This is a genomic window from Microbispora sp. CSR-4, from assembly GCF_008033685.1.
Lineage (GTDB): Bacteria > Actinomycetota > Actinomycetes > Streptosporangiales > Streptosporangiaceae > Microbispora.
The window spans coordinates 84904-103165 of the sequence record NZ_VJVX01000015.1; the positions used below are offsets into that span (position 1 = coordinate 84904).

An 18262-nucleotide genomic window follows, 5' to 3' on the forward strand; every position below is an offset into this window, starting at 1 on the left:
GGGCGTGGCTTCGACAGCAGTCACTTACTGGACCTCGTGGGGGTCGGCGTCGACTCGGCGTCCGCCTTGGGGGCCGCCGAGTCGCCGAAGCTCTTGATCTTGGATATCCCTGCCTGCAGGTCGTCGACCGGGATGCCGCTGCGGACCTGGTCCTGTTGCACCGCAGGCAGCGACGAGACGCGTACGTGGTCGGTGTAGGCGACCTTCTTGAAGGACACCGGCCCGACCTCCGCGTCGACGCCCTGGAACACGACGAGCTCGTCCCCCTTGGCGCCTATGTAGAACTGGCTCTGGGTCCACTGGTAGCCGAAATAGCCCCCGGCCCCGAGCGCGGCGGCGACGACCAGCACCCCGACGGCCACCTTCGGGCCCGATCGGCCCTTGCGCGAACGCCGCGCGGAGGCCTGGGCCTCACGCGCGGGTTCGTCGTCCAGGTCGTCGTCGATGATCACGGGTTGGGGCGCGGTCACGGTCGTGGCCCGGCCCGCGGGGGTGTCGGGCGGCGCCGAGCGGATCCGGCCGGAGCCGGCCGCGCCGACGACCGCCGCCGTTCCCGCGGGCGGCTGCACGTCGTCCACCTCGATCACGTCGGCGACCACACAGGTGATGTTGTCCGGCCCGCCGCCCCGGTTGGCGAGGTCGATGAGCTGCCGGACGACATCCTCGGGATCGTCGATCGTGCTCAGGGTGTGGTGCAGGGTCTCGGCGCTGACCACGGTGGAGAGACCGTCCGAGCACAGCAGGTAACGGTCGCCCACCTGGGCCTCCCGGTCCTGCAGGTCGGGATCGACCTCGCCGCTGCCGTCCAGCGCGCGCAGCAGTATCGAACGCTGGGGATGGTTGGCGGCCTCCTCCTGGGTGATCCGCCCATCGTCCACCAGCGACTGCACCAGCGTGTGGTCGTGCGTGATCTGGTACAGCTCGCCGTTCCTGAGCAGGTACGCCCGGGAGTCGCCCACATGGACCAGGGCGAAGCGCGAGCCGCTCCAGAGCATCGCGGTGAGCGTGGTGCCCATGCCCTTGAGGCTGGGGTCCCGGGCCACCATCGCGTGCAACTGGTGGTTGGCGTCCCGGACCGCCGCCTCGATGGCGCTGAGCAGATCACTGCCGAAGGCGTCCCGGTCGAGGGACGACAGTGCGGCGATGGCGACCGAACTGGCCACCTCGCCGTGAGCATGCCCGCCCATGCCGTCTGCGACGGCCAGCAGGCGGCCGCTGGCGTACGCCGAGTCCTCGTTGCCTTCACGGAGGAGCCCGACGTCCGAGCGAGCGGCGTAGCGGAGTGCGATGGTCATTTGCGCAATTCGATGACGGTCTTGCCGATGCGGATCGGAACTCCGAGGGGCACCGGGGTCGGGCGGGTCACTTTCGAGCGTTCGAGGTACGTGCCGTTCGTGGAGCCGAGATCCTCCACGATCCACTGGCCGTCCTGAGGAAAGAGCCGGGCGTGCCGGCTCGAAGCGTAGTCGTCGCTGAGAACCAGCGTGGCGTCGTTCGCCCGGCCGATGGTGATTGGCGTCTCCGTGAGGTTGATGATGGTCCCTTGCAGGGGGCCACCGGTGACGATCAGCTGGCGGGGTTCGCCCTTTTTGGGCTTGGAAACCGATCGGGGTTGCTTGACCGGTTTGCGTGCGGGCGCGGGAGCCGTACGCGGACCGAACAGGTCTGTCCGGATGACGCCGACCGCGGCGATCACGAAGAACCACAGCACCGCCAGGAAGGCGAGCCGGATCAGCAGCAGCGTTAGCTCGGACATGGACCGTTTGTCTACCTCTAATCGCGCCTGAACACCAGTGTCGTGCGGCCGAGCGTCACCCTCGTCCCGTCCTGCATCTCGATCCTGCGGACCGGCTGGCCGTTGACGAAGGTGCCGTTGGTCGACCCCAGGTCCACGAGCACGACCTGTGGTCCTTCCACTCTTAGCTCGGCATGATGCCGTGATACGCCCGGATCCACCAGCCGAAGATCACAATCGGTCCCGCGGCCCAGCAAAGTGACCGGTGTGGTCAGTTCGTACGACCGCTGGCCCTGGGGGTCGTCCTGGGTGGAGACGAGCAGCCGGGGGCGGCCCTGGAACGCGCTGGGACGGCTGGCGGGCAGGTCGCTCGGGGGCTGACGGATCTCGTCCTGCTCCACCGTCGCGCCCCTGATCACACCCGAACGGATGCGGAAGAGCCCGACGGCGAGGTCGTCTGCGGTCTCGAAACGCACCCGCACCGGCCCGACGAACGAGTAGCCCTGTTCCTTGGCGTACTCACGGGCGAGAGTGGCGAGCTCGTGGCTGATGCTGTCGGCGTACACCTCCAGCCGTTCGCTGTCGGTCGTCGACAGCTCCACCACGAAGTCGTTCGGCACGAGCGTGCGACCCTGAGCGACGATCGCGGCGCGCTCGTCCATCTCCCTCTGCACGGCGCTGGCAACCTCGACCGGCTGGAGATCAGACTTGAACGCCCGCGCGAAGGCCCCTTCAACCAACCCTTCGAGCCGGCGCTCGAAGCGCTGAAGGACTCCCACCGGATCCCTCCCTTCCAATGCCACTACGGTCGCGATCGCTCCGGTGCTGCACTGAGCTCCTTCGCATCGTCGTTTAGAAGGATCGTATCCGGGTTCGTAAGCACGGGCGGATACGTGCTAACCTTTCCAGGCACCCAGAGATGGGGGCCAACCGCAAGGGCAAGTGGCGGAATGGCAGACGCGCACGGTTCAGGTCCGTGTGTCCGAGAGGACGTGGGGGTTCAACTCCCCCCTTGCCCACGAGAAAGCAGCCTCGTCTGGTCGGAAGCGAAGCTTCCTTCCCGCGAGGCTTTCTCTTTGTGCCGCCCAGGGGGACAACCCCCTGGAACCCCCGGCCAGACGGGCCACCTCGGGTGTCAGCAGCCCAGCGGGGCTTCTTCTGAATGTCACTCCGACGGGCGGCTCCCTGGGACCTTCGGACACGTGAGCAACCTCGCTCGGCAGGAGGAGAATCTTCCGCCCGGCGGGGCTTTTTCTTTGCACCACCGGAGGGGATCACCCCCCGCGATCCCGGGGCGGACGGGCCACCTCGCCTGATCGCGAGCGAAGCGTCCACGTCCGGCCTCCCGTCCCGGCCCGTACGGCGCGGGCCCTCCTGGCGATGTCGCGGCGAGGGCCCCGAAGATCGGGGCCCCTCCGTCGCGCACTGCACATTCTCAGGAGACCGGCTTTCAAACCACTTTCCCCGCGCTTGCAGGGAGCGACCTTTACCTTCTGTCCCAGTTCGTGGGCGCGGACGTCTCGCGGTGGGAGATGCCGGGTGACGTCGCGGGCGCGGGGGCAGGGCCGTGCCGCCACAAAAGCGCCCGTGCCGCCACAAGCGGGACCGAACCGCCACAAGCGGGACCGAGCCGCACAAGAGCGGGTCGTGCCGCAACGAAGCGGGCCGCGCCGTGCCGAACCGACGACCTGGCCGGGCTGCGCCTGGTGCGTGAGCGGCCCGACGCCGACGAGCACGCGACGGGCGTGTCGTCCGGGCCCGGCGCGCCCGCTCACACGAGTGGGCGCGCCGCGCCGAATCACGAATCAGGCGGCGAGCAGCTCGCCGACCAGAGTGGTGAGATCGATCACACCGACGGGCGTGCCCTCGGTGTCGGTGACGAGCCCGAGCTGCGCGCGGACCTCCTGCAGCAGGGTCACGGCGTCGGAGATCGTGGTGTCCTTCGCCATGCGGGGGACGGGGATCGCCAGCTCGCCGGCCCTGCGCCCCGGCTGGAGGACAGCGTCGCGCACGTGGAGCACGCCGACCACGTCGTCGGGGGTGACGACCAGCATGCGCAGGCCGCCCCCGCGCGCGGCCGTACAGCGGACGAGCACGTCATCGGCGTTCTCGGGCACTGAGAGCGCCTCGCCGACGGGCACCATCAGCCGCTCGACCGGCTGGGAGTGGACCCGCAGCGCGCGGATGAGCAGGTCGTGCTCGTCGCGGTCGAGCATGCCCATCCGGCCCGACTCCGCGACCAGCATGGCGAGCTGGCGGGGGGTGCGGGTGGTGGCCAGCTCGTCGCGGGGCCGCACGCCGGCCAGCCGCAGGATGCCGTTGGTCATCGCGTTCAGCAGGGCCAGGATCGGGCGGACGACCCAGGCGAAGCCGCGGAACGGCAGCGCCAGCCCCATCGCGGCGCGCTCGGGGTGCGTGAGCGCCAGCGACTTGGGCGCCATCTCGCCGACGACCATGTGGAGGAACGTCACCAGGGCGAGCGCCACGACGTACGCCACGGGGGTGCGCAGCGACTCGGGCAGCAGCGTGAGGACGGGCTCCAGGAGGTGCTCGATGGCGGGCTCGGCGACCATGCCGAGGCCCAGGGAGGCCAGCGTGATGCCGAGCTGAGCCCCGGCGAGCATGAGCGACAGCTCGCGCCCGCCCCTGACCGCGGCGCGGGCCGTGATTTTGGCCATCCGGCCGCCGCTGACGGCGATCTCCTCCAGCCGGTGGCGGCGGGCGGAGACCAGGGCGAACTCGGCCGCGACGAAGAACCCGTTGACGGCGAGCAGGACGACGCCGAGCAGAACACCGGTGAGAGCGCTCATGCGGGCCTGCCCTGGAACAGCGCGGAGAACAGCTCGGTGGCGTAGTCGACGCCGCCCGAGCCGCGGGCCGCAGCGCGGGTCTTCTCCCGGCCGGGCGGCTCACCGGCGTCCGCATCCGCGTCCGCGGACTCCTGGGCCTGCGCGTCCGCCGACGTCTCCGTCGACACCCGCACCCACTCGGGGACGCGGCGGCGCACGCTCAGGACCGTGAGCACGGCCCGCTCGGCCTCGTCGCCCTCGTCGTCGAAGAGATGGGGCTCGGGGACGAGCGGGGAGACGACCCGGTCGCCCGGCTCGGCCATCCGGCCGAGGAGCGCGAGGACGAGCCCGGCCACGGTCTCGTAGTCCTCGCTCTCGGGCAGCCGGATGTGGGTGGCGCGCTCGACCTCGTCGAGGCGGAGGGTGCCCGGCACGTCCCAGACGCCCTCGCCCTGCCGTACGACGCCGAGGGGTTCGGGGTCGTTCTCGTCCACCAGCTCGCCGACGAGCTCCTCGGCCAGGTCCTCCAGCGTCACGACGCCGGCCAGGCCGCCGTACTCGTCGATCACGCAGGTGAACGTCTCACCCGAGGAGGTCATCCGCCGCAGCAGCTCGGGCAGCGGCAGCGTCGCGGGGACGAGCAGCGGCGCGTGGGTGATGCCGCCGACGAGCCCGTCGGAGGGACAGCCCGCCTTCAGATATTCGGGCAGCCCGGCCACCCCGACGACGTCGTCGGCGTCGGTGCCCAGCACCGGATAGCGGGAGTGGCCGTGGGTGCGCAGGGCGTCGAGGAACTCGCCGATCGGCCACTCGGCGCGCAGCGAGACCACACGCGGACGGGGGACCATGACGTCCTCGGCGGTGCGGTCGCCGAACTCCAGCGCCCGCTCCAGCATGTCGGCGAGCCGGGGCGGCAGTTCGCCGGCCGCGGCCGACTCGGTCACGATGCGCGACAGCTCCTCGGGGGTCGCGCCGTGTTCGAGCTCCTCGACGGGCTCGATGCCGAACAGGCGCACGAGCCGGGTGGCGGCGGCGTCGAACAGGCGGATCAGCGGCCCGGCGACCACGAGATAGACGTGCGTCGGGCGGGAGAGGAACTTCGCGACGTCGTTGGGCCGCGCGATGCCGAGGTTCTTGGGGGCCAGCTCGCCGAGGATCATCTGCACGACCGTGGCGATCGCGACCCCGAGGGCCACCGCCACACCCGGAACGGCCGAGCCGGGCAGCCCGGCGGCCTCCAGGGGGCCGCGTAGCAGGTCGGCGATCGCCGGCTGGGCGATGAAGCCCACCAGCAGGGTGGTGACGGTGATCCCGAGCTGTGCGCCGGAGAGCATGAACGACAGGCGTCCGGTGATGTCGAGCGCCCGGCGCGCCGCGGCGTCACCGGCCGACGCCTGCTCACGGAGAGTGCCGCGGTCCGCGGCGACGAATGCGAACTCCTGCGCCACGAAGAATCCGGTGGCCAGGGTCAGAAGGAGAACGGCCAGGAGGCCCAAAGCGGCGCTCATCGGGCGCTCGCCATGCGATCATGAGATCCCGTGCCTGTGCACGGGCAGGTACTCCAGGGGTCCGGAACGGACACGACGATCCTTTCGTGTAGTGGTATACCACCGTAACGGCTGGAATCTCTCCTGTGTTTCCCGGCAGCCTTTACCGACTGCTTAGAAGCCGTCTGGGTACCGTGAAGATGGGGGCGCATCGGCAAAGACTTCCGCCGATGCCGACAAAGCAGTCGCAAGCATGTTGAGGGCTGGGGGTTCACGTGGCCGACGAGAACGAGGCGACCCGTGCGTACCGGCGTCCGGCCGGACCACCCGCGGCCCAGCCGGCAGCGCAGCCCTCTCCCGGCCGTCCTCAGCCGGCCGCCCCGGCAGGCTCCGGCCGTCCTCAGCCGGCCGCATCGGCGGGCTCCGGCTCCGGCAGGGAGGACACGGTCCCCCGCGTGCGGTCCAAGGTGTACGGCAAGCCGCGCTCCGGCAGCAGTCCGGTCCGTCCGCTCGGCGGGAGCAGGCACGAGGCCGCGGACCAGGTGGGCTCGCCGCACGGCGGTGGCGGCGGTCCGACGGGCCGCGACGGTTCCGTACGCGGCGGCGGACGCGGGCCGCGCCGGACCGGCAGGATCGTCCTGCGGGTCATCGTCATCGTGGTCGTGCTCCTGCTCGTCGCCGCCGTCGCCGGATATTTCTGGATCGGCTCCCGGCTGAAGCCGGTCGAGTCGCTGACCGACTACGACGGACGGCCCGCAGAGACGCCGGGCCAGGACTGGCTGCTGGTCGGATCCGACAGCCGGGCGGGCCTGACGGCCGCGCAGCGCAAGAAACTGGCCACCGGAAAGGCGGTCGGCAAGCGCACCGACACGATGATGCTGCTGCACATCCCCGAGAGCGGCCGGCCGACCCTGGTCAGCCTGCCCCGCGACTCGTACGTCCCGATCGAGGGGCACGGCAGCACCAAGCTGAACGCGGCGTACGCCTTCGGCGGGCCGAAGCTGCTGACCAAGACGGTCGAGCGGGTGACCGGCATCCGGATCGACCACTACATGGAGATCGGCTTCGGCGGTTTCGTCGGCATCGTGGACGCGGTCGGCGGGGTCAACATCTGCGTGAAGCAGGACATCAAGGACCCCAAGGCCGGGATCAACCTGAAGAAGGGCTGCCAGGACATGGACGGCGGCACCGCGCTCGGCTATGTCCGCACCCGGGCCACCGGCGCCATCCCGGACTTCGAGCGCACCCAGCGGCAGCGTCAGTTCTTCTCGGCCGTCGTCCAGAAGGCCGCGAGCCCGGGCACGCTGATCAACCCGTTCACCTCGATCCCGCTGGCGCTGAGCGCGGCCGACTCGGTGGCCGTCGACCCCGGCACCGGCCTGTTCGACCTGCTGTCGGTCGGTCTGGCCATGCGCGAGGGGCCGCTCGCCACCGCCGTGCCGATCGGCTCGCTGCCGACGATCGGCGGCCAGGCGGTGGTCAAGTGGGACACCCAGAAGGCGCTGCGCCTGTTCGAGGCGCTCGCCGCCGACAAGCAGGTGCCCAAGGACGTCATCACCAATTGACGCGCTCCCCGGCCTGAAGACCGGGGATTCAGCCCGTGCCGCGTCATGCGGCACCTCTGTGGCTTCCTGTTTCACCGGGTCCTGCCCTCCGCTGGGCGGCGGGTCTTACGGTCCCTCCGCAGGCGTTTAGTCCTCTCCGCCCGTCCGGCGGCGAGGACGTTGCGCCAGGGAGATGGTGTGCGCGGACGCCGAGTGCGAGCCGGCCGGGTCTAACGGCGAGCCCACCCACGTCCACCTGCTGGTGAACTTCCCGCCGAAGGCCGCGCTGTCCCGCCTGGTCAATTCACTGAAAAAGGGGGTGTCCTTTCGGCGGCTGCGACAGGAGTTCCCCGAACTGGCCCGTCACTACTATCGGGCGAACAAGCTGTGGTCGGGTTCCTACTTCGCCGGATCGGCAGGCGGCACGCCGGTCAGTGTCCTGCGGCAGTACATCGAGCGGCAGAACCGCCCGGTCTGAGCCGGGCAGACGCTGGATCGCCCGGGAGCGCTCCAGCTTTCCCTGCCCCGCTACACGGGAGGGTCCGCTTCACCCCCGGCCCGAAGGCCGGAGCACTGCGGGCGAATCCGGTAGCGGACCCCGCTCGCGCGAGCGGCGAGAACGGCAGGGGCCGGCATCAGGAGGTCAGGAGGCCGAGGGGGTCAGCTCCCGGAGGCGGTGGCGGCGGCCGTCGCGGCGGTCGTGGCCGCGATCACGGCGGCGTGGATCGAGGCGATCGTCTTGCGGACGGCCTCGGCGGTCCACTGGCCCTCGGCGATCTCCTTGACCCGGCCCTTCGGCGCGCCGGGGAAGGCCTTGCGGTCGAGCTTGGCCGCGTGGACGACCGCGATCAGGACCGCCGTCCGCTCGTCCGGCTCGGCGCCGGCCAGCACGCTCTCGACGCGATCTCGTACGCCCTGCTCGTGGCTCGGGTCGAGCTCGGGATAGCGCGTGGTGGGGAAGATCCCCAAGATCCTGCCCGCCTGCTCGCTCAGCACGCCCCGGGCGGCCAGGCGGGTCAGCAGCCGCTTGCGCAGCCTGTCGGCGCGGAGCTTGCCCACCCACCAGTCGGCCTTGTGCGGACGGCGCTCCTCGGCGATGCGGGTGAGCGCGGCGTCCAGCTCGTCATCGCCCATCGGGGTGGGATCGACGGGCACGACCTTCGTGCCGTCGAGGTCCACCCGGCGGCGTACGGCCAGCTCCGCGAGCAGGGCCCCGGCCAGGGCGCAGTCGAGCTCCACCGAGCCGATGATCGGCTTCCCGGTGTCCTCCCGGTAGGCCAGCAACACCACTTCCTCGGCGATCGTCAGTGTCACGGAGTCGAGCCTAGCTCCGGATTAAGGTCACAATGAGCCCTTATGGGAATCTCTGCTGACCTGCACGCCATCGGGCGGCCGATGCTGGACGCCCAGCTCGCGCACCCGACCGTACGCGGCATCGCGGCGGGCGACCTGCCCGAGACGGTTTTCCGGTCATGGCTGGAGCAGGACTACCTGTTCCTGCTCGACTACGTCCGGGTGTTCTCGCGGCTGGCCTGGCAGGCTCCGGACGCCCACCTCGGCGACCTGGTCGACCTGGCGTACGCGACCTGGCACGACGAGCTCGACCTGCACCGGTCGCTGGCGGCCGGGTTCGGCGCCGACCTCGACGGCGCGGTGAAGGGGCCGGCCTGCGCGGCGTACACGTCGTTCCTGCTGGAGTCGGCGGCGAACTACGGCGAGGGGCTGGCGGCCCTCTATCCCTGCATGTGGGGCTACTCGACGCTCGGCAAGATCCTGGCCGCCGACCCGCCGGCCGAGCCGCGCTACCGCGCCTGGGTGGACACCTACGCCGATCCCGGGTTCGCGGCCCTGGCCGCGCGCATCGGGACGATGATCGACGAGGCGGCGCCTGACCCGGCGCGCGCCCGGGAGCTGTTCGTCCGCGGGATGGAGCACGAGCTCGCGTTCTGGGACGTGCCCTGAGGGGCGGGGTTAGTGTGAGGGCATGCCGGAGCTGCCCGAGGTCGAGGCGCTCGCCGAGTTCCTCCGCGAGCACGCCGTCGGCCGTGCCGTCATCGGGGTCGACGTGACCGCCTTCCAGGCGCTCAAGACCGTCGACCCCCCTGTCACCGCGCTCGCCGGGCTGCTCGTCACCGGCGTGGCGCGGCACGGCAAGTTCCTCGACGTCGACTGCGACGGCCTGCACTTCGTCACCCATCTGGCCCGCGGCGGCTGGCTGCGCTGGCGTGACGACCTCACCGGCGCCAAACCGGTGCGGCCGGGCAAGGGCCCGCTCGCCGTCCGGGTGCGGCTGTCACCAGGCGAGGACGGCCGCGCCCCCGGGTTCGAGCTGACCGAGGCGGGCACACAGAAACGCCTGGCCGTTTACGTGGTGCGCGATCCCCAGGACGTTCCCGGCATCGCCGGCCTCGGACCCGACCCGCTGTCGGAGGACTTCACGCCCGACCTGCTCAAGACGATCGTGAGCGGCAGCCGTACGCAGATCAAGGGCCTGCTGCGCGACCAGAAGGTGATCGCGGGCATCGGCAACGCCTACTCCGACGAGGTGCTGCACGTCGCGAAGATGTCCCCCTTCAAGATCGCCGGAACGCTGACCGACGGCCAGGTCGCCGACCTGCACGACGCGATCGTGAGCACGTTGCGCGACGCCGTCGGGCGGGCCAGGGGGCTGGCGGCCAAGGACCTCAAGTCGGAGAAGAAGTCGGGCCTGCGCGTGCACGGCCGTACGGGCGAGGCGTGCGAGGTGTGCGGCGACACGATCAGGGAGGTGTCGTTCGCCGACTCGTCGCTGCAGTATTGCCCGACCTGCCAGACCGGCGGCAAGCCGCTGGCCGACCGCCGGTTGTCGCGCCTGCTCAAGTAGCGCCCGCGGATCACCGTGGGTCACAGCTCGCCGCACGGGCCCGGGCATCGGTGGTGTGCCGTCAGAATGGGCGCATGACTTTGCCGGAAATCGCCCCCGAGGCACTGCCCGAGGACGCGTACCTGCTGGACGTCCGCGAAAAAGACGAGTGGGTGGCGGGCCACGCGCCCGGCGCCGTCCACATCCCGCTCGGCGAGCTGCAGGCGCGGGTGGATGAGGTGCCGCACGACCGGCCGGTGTACGTGGTCTGCCGGGTCGGCGGCCGGTCGGCGCACGCCGCGATGTGGCTCAACCACATCGGCCGCGACGCCGTGAACGTGGACGGCGGCATGCGGTCCTGGGCCGCGGTCGGGCGTCCCATGGTGAGCGAGACGGGAGAGACGCCCTACGTCGCGTAGCGACGGAAACGGCGGTCGTCTGGGGACTGGGCGGCGATCGCGTACGGACGGGGCGGCGGTCGCTTGGACACGGTGCGCTGCGGTCGCGTGGACACGGGGCGTATCGCTCGCGTACGGCGGCGGCGGTCGCGTGGGGAGCGCGGGCGTGGCTTGTGCACGGACGCGGGCGTCGACCGCGTACGGGCGGGGGGTGGCGTAGGAAAACGGTCAAATAAGTGTCATAATCCCCAAGACATCATCAATAACTCGCGGGAGCTCGGGCGAAACCGGGCTGAGAGGGCGGATCGAACTCGTGCCGCCGACCGCATGAACCTGTCCGGATAATGCCGGCGTAGGGAGCGTGTGATGACTTCTGCCGTCGTCGACGACGCGCACGCGGAGGTTCCCCTCACTCTGGACGAGGAGGCTCCGAGGACCCTGGGGCTGCTCGACCAGGGCGCGTTCTGGGCCAACCTCGGGGTCAGCCTTCTCGGCTTCTCGGGGGCGTTGTTCCTGCTCGACCCGCTGGGCGGCAAGCCGCTCACGTTCACCGCGGCGGTGCTCGCCGCCGTCGTCGGCAGCCTGCTCGGCACGGCGATGGTCGGCCTGGCCGCGATCCCCGGCGTGCACACCGGGCGGCCCGCCATGGTGCTGCTGCGGGGCCTGTTCGGGGCCCGGCTGTCGTACATCCCGACCGTGCTGAACATCATCCAGATGCTCGGCTGGGGCGCCTTCGAGCTGTGGGTCATCGCCAACGGCGCGCAGGCGCTGTTCGGCACGGCGGTGCCGTACGCGGTGTGGGCGGTGGCGGCGGGCGTGCTGACGATCGCGCTGACGATCCGGCCGCTCGGCGCGCTGCGGCTGCTGCGGCGCTACGTCACCGCCGGCGTGGTGATCGCGATGATCTGGCTGTCGATCGCCCTGTTCCGGCAGGGGCCGTCCGTGGGGGGTGGCTCCTGGGACGCCTTCGCCCCCGCCGTCGACTACGTCATCGCGCTGTCGGTGTCGTGGGTGCCGATGGCCGCCGACTACGCCAGGCACTCGCGGTCGAGCGGCGCGGCGTTCACCGGCGTGGTCGCCGGATACACGATCGCCCAGGTGGCCTGCCTGGCCCTCGGCATCGCCGCGCTCGCCCTGGTCGGCAACGACGGCGACAAGGTGTGGGACCCGTTCGTGGCCGCTCCTCTCGGAGTCGTGTTCTTCGGCATCCTGGTGCTGCGCGAGGCCGACCAGTCGTTCGCGAACGTCTACTCGACGACGGTGTCGATCCAGAACCTCGCGCCGCGCTGGGACCGACGGGTGATCTCGGTCGTGATCGGGGTGCTCACCACGCTGATCGCGCTGTTCGCCGACGTGAACTCCTACGGCGCGTTCCTGAGCGTGATCGGCGCGGTGTTCGTGCCGATGTTCTCCGTGCTCGTGGTGGACTACTTCCTGCTCGGCGGCAGGGGCCGGTGGAACACGGCCGAGGACGCCCCCTCGCGCTGGCTCATGGTCGTGCCGTGGGTGCTCGGGTTCGCGGCGTACTGGATCGTGACCTCCACCCCGACCGTCGCCTGGTGGGACGGGATCTGGACCAGGGTCCGCGACGCCATCGGGTTCGTCCACCAGCCCTGGATGAACGCCGCGCTCGCCGCGTTCCTCGTCGCCGGGCTGGCGACCGTCGTGCTGTCTCTCCCGGGCCGCCGCCTGCGGTCTCGCCGCTGAGCGCACAGCCTCATCGGCGTCCGCGAGAGTCGTCCGAGGGCGTGGTCCGGTGGTTCAGGACGGGTGGCCGCTCCTGTCCGCAGTGCGTACGAACGGCTCCAGCAGGGCCCGTGCGGACTCCCCGACAATCTGCGCATCCGTACCGGACTCGATCAACCGGGACCCGGCGAACACGATGGCATTGATCATCTCCGCGGTCTCGGGCACCGCGGAGACGCCGAGATCGCGCAGCGCCTCCACGAGCGGCTCCAGGAGCTGCCGGTGCATGGCACGGCTCTGCTCGGCGACCGTGTCGCCCGGCGCGACCTCCGCGAGGACGGTGGCCAGCGCGTGCTCACCCTCGCCGATCAGCTCGAAGTTGGCCAGCACGTAGGCGAGCACACGGTCGGCGGGGGTCGCGGCGGCGTCCATCGCCGCCGCGACTTCGGCCGACCAGCGGGGGAAGACGTCCTCCACCAGCGCGTTGAGCAGGTCCTCGGAGGACCGGAAGTACTGGTAGAGACTGGGCCGGGCCAGCCCGGCGCGCTCCGCGACCCGGGTCAGCGTCGGCGGCCGGCCCGTCTCCGCGAGGATCTCCCTGGCGGCGTCGAGCAGCGCGCGGTGCTGGGCTGCCCGATGCTCGGCGACGGTGGACGCCCGAATGCGTGGCACCTGCTCCCCTCCGCCATGGTCGGCCCTATTCCGACAGTCTCCCATCCACCATCGACAGGACGCGATCGCAGTGGCCGAGCACATCGTGATCGTGGGTGACCATGATCGTCGCGACCCCGGACTCGTGCGTCTCGTGCGCGAGCAGCGTGACGATGTCGTCGCTGCGGGCGCGGTCGAGCGCGGCCGTCGGCTCGTCCACCAGCAGCACGGCCGGACGGGTGACGAGTGCCCGGGCGATGCCCACGCGCTGCCGTTCGCCGCCGGACAACTGGTGGGGGCGGTGCTTGGCGCGGTGCCCCATGCCCACCCGGCCGAGCAGCTCTCGCGGGTCGTGACCGTCAGCCGGGCGTACGCCCGCCACGTCGAGCGCGAAGCGGAGCTGGTCGAGCGTGGTGAGGGCCGGGATGAGGTTGCCGGACTGGAAGACGAACCCGATCCGTTCGCGGCGGTGCCGCGCCTTCTCACGGGCGCTCGCCCGGGTGATGTCGACGCCGTCGAGCAGGACCCGGCCGGTGTCCGGTGTGGTGAGCGCGCCGGCGACGGCGAGCAGGCTCGACTTGCCGGAGCCGGACGGCCCGACGATGGCGACGAACTCGCCGGCCGCCACCTCGAGGTGTACGTCGTCGAGCGCGGTGACTGTGGCGTCGCCGTCGCCGAGGGTCAGGGTGACGCCCTCCATCAGCAGGCCGCCGCGTTCCTGGGTGCCGGACCGGAGCGAGTCCGGGCGTGGGGACGTGGAACTGGTGGTCATCTTTGCCCTCCCAGGGCGGCGAGCGGGTCGACGCGGACGATGCGGCCCACGGCCGCCACGGCGCCGGCGAGGCCGAGGCCGATGAGGAGCAGGGCGGCGAGGACGAGCGGCCCCACCTCCAGCAGGAACGGCATGGGGGTCGTGGTGAGCAGGCTGCCGCCGCCCACCCCCAGCAGGAAGCCCACGGCGGTGGACACGGTCAGGATGACGGTCGCCTGGATCAGCGTGTCCCGCATGAGGTAGCCGGTCGAGGCGCCCATGGCGCGTATGACGGCGAGTTCGTGCTTGCGCTGGATCGTCCAGACAGTGAAGAACGTCCCGACGACGAGCGCGGAGATGGCGTACAGGAAGACCTGGATCAGCGTGAGCGTGGAGGTCTCGGCGGAGTAGCCGGGGGAAGCGCTGAAGGACGCGTCGAGCGTCATGCTCGTGGTGCCCGCCGCGGCGTCGCCGCCGGGCAGGTCGATCCGGTCTCCGTCCCGGGCGCGCAGGGCGATGGCCGTCGCCTCCTCGTACGCGCCGTCGCGCACCTCGTCCCCCGGCCCGGCGCCGGCGTGCACCTGCTGCCAGGTGCGCAGCGGCAGGTACGCCACGTCGACGTGCCCGAAGGTGCGCTGGTCGCCCGTGGTGCCGACGACCTTGAGCCGGGTGCCCAGGCGGTCGATGACGACGGTGTCGCCGATGGCCACGCCCTCGTCCAGGACGGTCTGGCTGACCACGATCCCGTCGGGGTCGCCGAGTCCGGCGCCGTCGGAGACGGCGGGTGCGAGGAAGGAGCCGGGATCGACGCCGAACAGGGCCAGGTCGACCGGCACCTGTGCGCCGGCGGAGGTCGTGGCCTTGGCGTTGACCAGCATGGTGCCGAACGGCGCGGCGTCGCCGACGTCGTCGCGGCTCTTCCACACCTCGGCCAGGTTCACGTTGACGGTGCTGCGGGAGAAGGCGGAGTCGGTCTTGGTGCCCTCGGCGAAGGCGAACGCGGTGACGGGCAACCGTTTGAGCCCGGAGACGCCGTCATTTACGAGCCCGGAGGACAGGCCTGACAGCAGCACGACGAGGATCGCGATGAGGGCGACGACTCCGCCCATCAGGCCGAAGCGTGCGCGGGCGAAGACCAGCTCGCGCCAGGCCAGGAACATGACACTCCTAAGAAGCAGGGATTCAAGGACGACGAGCGCCCCGATTTGCCGACGCGCCGTTGGTAACATACCAACGGCGCGTCGGAAAAATTTCGCACACCCGTCGTCGTGGAGAGGTTTGCGAGGCCGTGGTCCGTGGACGGTGGCCATCACCGCAGGCGTCGCAGGCATCGCGGGTGATAGCAGCGGGGCCATCGGCCGCCACGCCCACCTCAGCCTGCGACGCATCCGCGTCGCCGCCGTGCCCGCGCTCGTCCCCGAGAACCTCGCCGCCCTCGGCGAACTCCTGGACGTCACCAGCGCGCACAGCGTCCTGCACCGCGATGACCTCGTCGTACGCACCGAGCGCACCGTCTGGACCGCCGGGCGCACCTGACCCCGGGCCGTCCCCGGCTCGGCCTAGAGAGCGCCCTCCAGGCGGAGCAGGTGTTCCTTGGCCGCCGGGCCGCCGGCGTACCCGCCGAGCGAGCCGGGGCCCTCCACCGCCCGGTGGCACGGCAGGAGCACGCAGACGGGGTTGCCCGCCAGGGCGTTGGCCACCGCGCGAGGCGCCTGCGGCCGCCCGATCCGCTCGGCGATCTCCTGGTAGGTGGTGACGCTGCCGTACGGCACGGCCGGCATGAGCTGGATCACCGTACGGCTGAAGCCGGTGACCAGGCGCAGGTCCACGGACAGGGAGAAGGTGCGCAGCCTGCCCGTGAAGTAGGCGTCCAGCTCTCTGCGCAGGGGATCGATGCGGCGCGGGTCGGGCCCGATGAACGAGCCGACGGCGCGGGAGACCCGGGCGAAGACCTCGTGCTCGTCCTCGTAGGTGCAGGCCAGCACGCCACGGGCGGTCACCGCGAGGACCAGACGGCCCACCGGCGCGTCCATGGTGCCGAAGGCGACCTCGGGCGGGGCCACGCCGACGTAGCCCGGCGAGGTCACGCGGAGCAGGGCCTCGAGGTCCTCGGTGGACATGGGCGCCCCACTTTCTCTTCTCTGCGTGCTGGCAGCGTATCGGAGCGGTCGCGAGGTGACGGAAAAGGCCAAGATCAAAAGGTGAAAGAAGGCACGATGGGGACGTGGGTGACAGCAGCGTGGACGGCCGGGCGGCGGATCTCGCCCCCGCGGTCCCGGACCCGGTGAACGCGGGCGCCGCGGACCCGGACACCGTGGCTGCGGACGTCGCGATCCTGGAAGACGCGACGCCGGGAGAGGCGGCCCTCGGCGACCCGGCGTCGCGCGACGTGGCGTTGGGCGGCGTGGCGTTGAGCGGCGTGGCGTTGGGCGATGCGATGTCGGGCGGCGCGGCGTCGCGCGATGTGGCGTCGGGCGGCGTGGCGTTGGGCGATACGGCTTTCGGCGACGTGATCCTCGGAGACGCCGAGGAGGGCCTCGCGCGTGCGGTCCTGGCCGGCTCCCCCGACGCGATCGTCGCGCTCGACCGCGACCTGGCCGTGCTGAGCTGGAACGCGGCGGCCGAGCGGCTGTTCGGCTGGCCCGCGTCCGATCTGCTGGGCAGGCGTGCCCCGATCGTGCCCGACGAGCTGATGGCCGAGCACAACGCCGTGCTCGAACGCGTACGCGCGGGCGGCCGGGTGTCGCTGACCACCAAGCGCCTCCACCGCGACGGACGGCTGCTCGATCTGCGGGTGGACACGAGCGCCTTGAGCTCGCCGGCCGGCGCCCTGCTCGGCTACGTGAGCGTCTACCACGCCGCCGAGGACGACGACGCCGCGCACGGCAGGATGGTGCGCCGCGCCCGCCTGGTGCGACGGCTGACCGACGTGGTCGGCGACATCAACGCCGAGCTCGACCTGCCCGTCGTGCTCGACCGCATCGCCGCGAGCCTGACCGAGCTGACCGGCGCCGACGCCGGTGGTTTCGTGTCCATCGAAGGGGAGCGGCTGCGCCTGGTCGGCGTCCACCAGTTGCCGGAGACGCTGCGCGGGGCCACCGCGGGGCTGCACACCAGCCTGGTCGCCAAGCTGCTGCGCACCGGCAAGACCGTGCTGCTGGAGACCGGACCCGAGGGCTTCCAGGACCTGATCTGGGCGCGGCTGCCCGGCCTGCACACGATCGCCGTCGGCATCGCCGCCGTGGGCGGGCGTCCTTATGGAGCGCTCTACGCGTTGTTCGCCCGGCGCAAGGCGAGCCATCTGGAGCTCGAACTTCTCGAACTCCTCGCCGGGCACGCCGGGATCGCGGTCGCCAACGCCATGGCGTACCAGGAGGCGGTGCGGCAGCGCGCCCACGAGCGGGCCGTCTTCGACGCCAGCGCCGACGGCATCGCGGTGCTGGACGGCGCGGGCGCGGTCGTACGGTGGAACCCCGCGGCGGCCGAGCTGACCGGCCACTCGGCGGACCAGGTCATCGGAGGGCCGCCGCCCTTCCCGCTGCCGGCGCCGGGGGAGAAGCTCACCTTCCAGCTCCCGTCCGGCCGCTGGCTCGACGTGCTGTGCGCGGAGATCCGGGAGACGGGCGAGACCGTCGTCGACTTCCGTGACGTGACCCGGGCCAAGGAGCTGGAGGAGGCCAAGGACCTGTTCCTCGCCACCACCAGCCACGAGCTGCGTACGCCGATCACGATCGTGCACGGCTTCGCCAGCACGCTCGACTCCCGGTGGGACCACCTGTCCGACGAGGAACGGCGGTCGGCGGTCCACACGATCGCCGAGCGGGCCCGCTCGCTCGGCCAGCTCATGGACCACCTGCTGCTCGGCGCGCGGGCCGGCGCGGAGGAGCTGAAGGTCAGGGTCGAGCCCTTCGATCTGGCCGCCCGGGTGCGCGCGGCGACGCTCGGACTGCCGGTCCTGTCCGACCGCCACCGGCTGGAGGTGGACATCCCGCCCGATCTCCCCCTGGTGTACGGGGACGCTCTGGCCACCGACATCCTCCTCGCCCAGTTGCTGGAGAACGCGTTCAAGTACTCCCCCGACGGCGGCCTGATCCGGGTCGAGGCGTGGCCGGAGGACGACCGGGTCGTGCTGGTGGTGGACGACGAGGGAGTGGGCATCGCGGAGGGCGACCGGGAGCGGATCTTCGAGCGGTTCGTCCAGGCCGACAGCGGCAACCGGCGCAGGTTCGGCGGGGTCGGGCTCGGGCTCTACATCGTGCGCAACCTCGCCCGCGCCCAGGGGGGAGACGTCGCCGCGCTGCCCCGATCGGGTGGGGGAACCCGGATGCGCCTGGTGTTGAACTCCGCAGGATCTTCATCCTGATAAGACAGATCGGAGC

Annotated in this window: 17 protein-coding genes, 1 tRNA gene, 1 pseudogene and 1 riboswitch; of the genes and pseudogenes, 9 read left to right on the top strand and 10 right to left on the bottom strand. The window is 71.4% G+C overall.

Features of this window, described 5'->3' with window-relative positions:
- Window positions 1–20: 20 nt before the first annotated feature.
- From FLV34_RS14125 to FLV34_RS14135, 3 genes are read right to left on the bottom strand one after another with little or no spacing between them, the layout of a single operon-like run.
- The gene (locus FLV34_RS14125; RefSeq protein ID WP_142649175.1) at window positions 21–1295 is read right to left on the bottom strand and encodes a Stp1/IreP family PP2C-type Ser/Thr phosphatase; all 1275 of its coding nucleotides are present in this window, start codon (window positions 1293–1295) and stop codon (window positions 21–23) included.
- Complete coding sequence (locus tag FLV34_RS14130) at window positions 1292–1756, bottom strand: FHA domain-containing protein (RefSeq protein ID WP_142619148.1); 465 nt, start codon at window positions 1754–1756, stop codon at window positions 1292–1294. The genes FLV34_RS14125 and FLV34_RS14130 overlap by 4 nt, the downstream gene beginning before the upstream one ends.
- Before the next feature lie 17 nt (window positions 1757–1773).
- A complete protein-coding gene (locus FLV34_RS14135) occupies window positions 1774–2514 on the bottom strand; it encodes a DUF3662 and FHA domain-containing protein (protein WP_079313435.1) in 741 nt (246 codons plus the stop codon).
- A gap of 157 nt (window positions 2515–2671) precedes the next feature.
- Between FLV34_RS14135 and FLV34_RS14140 the strand changes: the two genes are divergently transcribed.
- A tRNA-Leu gene (locus FLV34_RS14140) sits at window positions 2672–2754 on the top strand.
- Between the two features lie 786 nt (window positions 2755–3540).
- Here FLV34_RS14140 and FLV34_RS14145 read toward each other — a convergent pair.
- Window positions 3541–4545, bottom strand: coding sequence for a CNNM domain-containing protein (locus tag FLV34_RS14145; protein WP_147943306.1), 1005 nt, complete (start codon window positions 4543–4545; stop codon window positions 3541–3543).
- Window positions 4542–6032, bottom strand: coding sequence for a hemolysin family protein (locus FLV34_RS14150; protein ID WP_142649177.1), 1491 nt, complete (start codon window positions 6030–6032; stop codon window positions 4542–4544). Before FLV34_RS14150 ends, FLV34_RS14145 begins: the two co-directional genes overlap by 4 nt.
- Window positions 6033–6466: 434 nt before the next feature.
- Between FLV34_RS14150 and FLV34_RS14155 the strand changes: the two genes are divergently transcribed.
- A complete protein-coding gene (locus tag FLV34_RS14155; protein ID WP_260617360.1) occupies window positions 6467–7576 on the top strand; it encodes an LCP family protein in 1110 nt (369 codons plus the stop codon).
- Window positions 7577–7751: 175 nt separating this feature from the next.
- Window positions 7752–8033, top strand: a pseudogene (gene tnpA, locus FLV34_RS14160) (IS200/IS605 family transposase); the annotation flags it as partial.
- Window positions 8034–8215: 182 nt separating this feature from the next.
- Here the strand turns inward: tnpA and FLV34_RS14165 are convergent.
- Complete coding sequence (locus FLV34_RS14165; protein WP_142649178.1) at window positions 8216–8869, bottom strand: GPP34 family phosphoprotein; 654 nt, start codon at window positions 8867–8869, stop codon at window positions 8216–8218.
- A 42-nt stretch (window positions 8870–8911) separates the two neighbouring features.
- Here FLV34_RS14165 and FLV34_RS14170 point away from each other — a divergent pair, with 42 nt between their 5' ends.
- From FLV34_RS14170 to FLV34_RS14185, 4 genes are all read left to right on the top strand, one after another.
- On the top strand, window positions 8912–9517 hold the full coding sequence (locus FLV34_RS14170; RefSeq protein WP_142649179.1) for a TenA family protein: 606 nt from the start codon (window positions 8912–8914) through the stop codon (window positions 9515–9517).
- A 22-nt stretch (window positions 9518–9539) separates the two neighbouring features.
- On the top strand, window positions 9540–10418 hold the full coding sequence (locus tag FLV34_RS14175) for an Fpg/Nei family DNA glycosylase (protein WP_147943307.1): 879 nt from the start codon (window positions 9540–9542) through the stop codon (window positions 10416–10418).
- 74 nt (window positions 10419–10492) lie between these two features.
- Window positions 10493–10816: a rhodanese-like domain-containing protein gene (locus FLV34_RS14180; RefSeq protein WP_142649181.1), complete on the top strand. Its 324-nt coding sequence runs from the start codon at window positions 10493–10495 to the stop codon at window positions 10814–10816.
- Between the two features lie 238 nt (window positions 10817–11054).
- Window positions 11055–11171: riboswitch (TPP riboswitch) on the top strand.
- The gene (locus tag FLV34_RS14185) at window positions 11162–12502 is read left to right on the top strand and encodes a cytosine permease (protein WP_142649182.1); all 1341 of its coding nucleotides are present in this window, start codon (window positions 11162–11164) and stop codon (window positions 12500–12502) included. (Overlaps the previous riboswitch by 10 nt.)
- A 54-nt stretch (window positions 12503–12556) precedes the next feature.
- Here FLV34_RS14185 and FLV34_RS14190 read toward each other — a convergent pair whose 3' ends face one another.
- Genes FLV34_RS14190 through FLV34_RS14200 form a run of 3 tightly spaced genes read right to left on the bottom strand, consistent with a single transcriptional unit; the run spans window position 12557 to window position 15043 of the window.
- The gene (locus tag FLV34_RS14190) at window positions 12557–13153 is read right to left on the bottom strand and encodes a TetR/AcrR family transcriptional regulator (RefSeq protein WP_142649183.1); all 597 of its coding nucleotides are present in this window, start codon (window positions 13151–13153) and stop codon (window positions 12557–12559) included.
- Between the two features lie 25 nt (window positions 13154–13178).
- Window positions 13179–13904: an ABC transporter ATP-binding protein gene (locus FLV34_RS14195; protein ID WP_147943308.1), complete on the bottom strand. Its 726-nt coding sequence runs from the start codon at window positions 13902–13904 to the stop codon at window positions 13179–13181.
- The gene (locus FLV34_RS14200) at window positions 13901–15043 is read right to left on the bottom strand and encodes an FtsX-like permease family protein (protein ID WP_147943309.1); all 1143 of its coding nucleotides are present in this window, start codon (window positions 15041–15043) and stop codon (window positions 13901–13903) included. Before FLV34_RS14200 ends, FLV34_RS14195 begins: the two co-directional genes overlap by 4 nt.
- A 142-nt stretch (window positions 15044–15185) precedes the next feature.
- On the opposite strand from FLV34_RS14200, the gene FLV34_RS14205 reads away from it, so the two are divergent.
- Window positions 15186–15419 carry a hypothetical protein gene (locus tag FLV34_RS14205; protein ID WP_142649186.1) on the top strand — a complete coding sequence of 78 codons (234 nt, stop codon included), beginning with the start codon at window positions 15186–15188 and terminating at the stop codon, window positions 15417–15419.
- A 23-nt stretch (window positions 15420–15442) separates the two neighbouring features.
- Here FLV34_RS14205 and FLV34_RS14210 read toward each other — a convergent pair whose 3' ends face one another.
- Complete coding sequence (locus FLV34_RS14210) at window positions 15443–16003, bottom strand: methylated-DNA--[protein]-cysteine S-methyltransferase (RefSeq protein WP_142649187.1); 561 nt, start codon at window positions 16001–16003, stop codon at window positions 15443–15445.
- Window positions 16004–16107: 104 nt separating this feature from the next.
- Between FLV34_RS14210 and FLV34_RS14215 the strand changes: the two genes are divergently transcribed.
- Window positions 16108–18246 carry a PAS domain S-box protein gene (locus tag FLV34_RS14215; protein ID WP_261985773.1) on the top strand — a complete coding sequence of 713 codons (2139 nt, stop codon included), beginning with the start codon at window positions 16108–16110 and terminating at the stop codon, window positions 18244–18246.
- Window positions 18247–18262: the final 16 nt, after the last annotated feature.

Excerpts from the sequence above, each read along its gene's own strand:
- FLV34_RS14170 (WP_142649179.1), top strand. The coding sequence starts at position 8,912 with ATGGGAATCTCTGCTGACCTGCACGCCATCGGGCGGCCGATGCTGGAC.
- FLV34_RS14125 (WP_142649175.1), bottom strand. The coding sequence starts at position 1,295 with ATGACCATCGCACTCCGCTACGCCGCTCGCTCGGACGTCGGGCTCCTC.
- FLV34_RS14145 (WP_147943306.1), bottom strand. The coding sequence starts at position 4,545 with ATGAGCGCTCTCACCGGTGTTCTGCTCGGCGTCGTCCTGCTCGCCGTC.
- FLV34_RS14130 (WP_142619148.1), bottom strand. The coding sequence starts at position 1,756 with ATGTCCGAGCTAACGCTGCTGCTGATCCGGCTCGCCTTCCTGGCGGTG.
- FLV34_RS14175 (WP_147943307.1), top strand. The coding sequence starts at position 9,540 with ATGCCGGAGCTGCCCGAGGTCGAGGCGCTCGCCGAGTTCCTCCGCGAG.
- FLV34_RS14200 (WP_147943309.1), bottom strand. The coding sequence starts at position 15,043 with ATGTTCCTGGCCTGGCGCGAGCTGGTCTTCGCCCGCGCACGCTTCGGC.
- FLV34_RS14185 (WP_142649182.1), top strand. The coding sequence starts at position 11,162 with ATGACTTCTGCCGTCGTCGACGACGCGCACGCGGAGGTTCCCCTCACT.
- FLV34_RS14210 (WP_142649187.1), bottom strand. The coding sequence starts at position 16,003 with ATGTCCACCGAGGACCTCGAGGCCCTGCTCCGCGTGACCTCGCCGGGC.
- FLV34_RS14180 (WP_142649181.1), top strand. The coding sequence starts at position 10,493 with ATGACTTTGCCGGAAATCGCCCCCGAGGCACTGCCCGAGGACGCGTAC.
- FLV34_RS14195 (WP_147943308.1), bottom strand. The coding sequence starts at position 13,904 with ATGACCACCAGTTCCACGTCCCCACGCCCGGACTCGCTCCGGTCCGGC.
- FLV34_RS14150 (WP_142649177.1), bottom strand. The coding sequence starts at position 6,032 with ATGAGCGCCGCTTTGGGCCTCCTGGCCGTTCTCCTTCTGACCCTGGCC.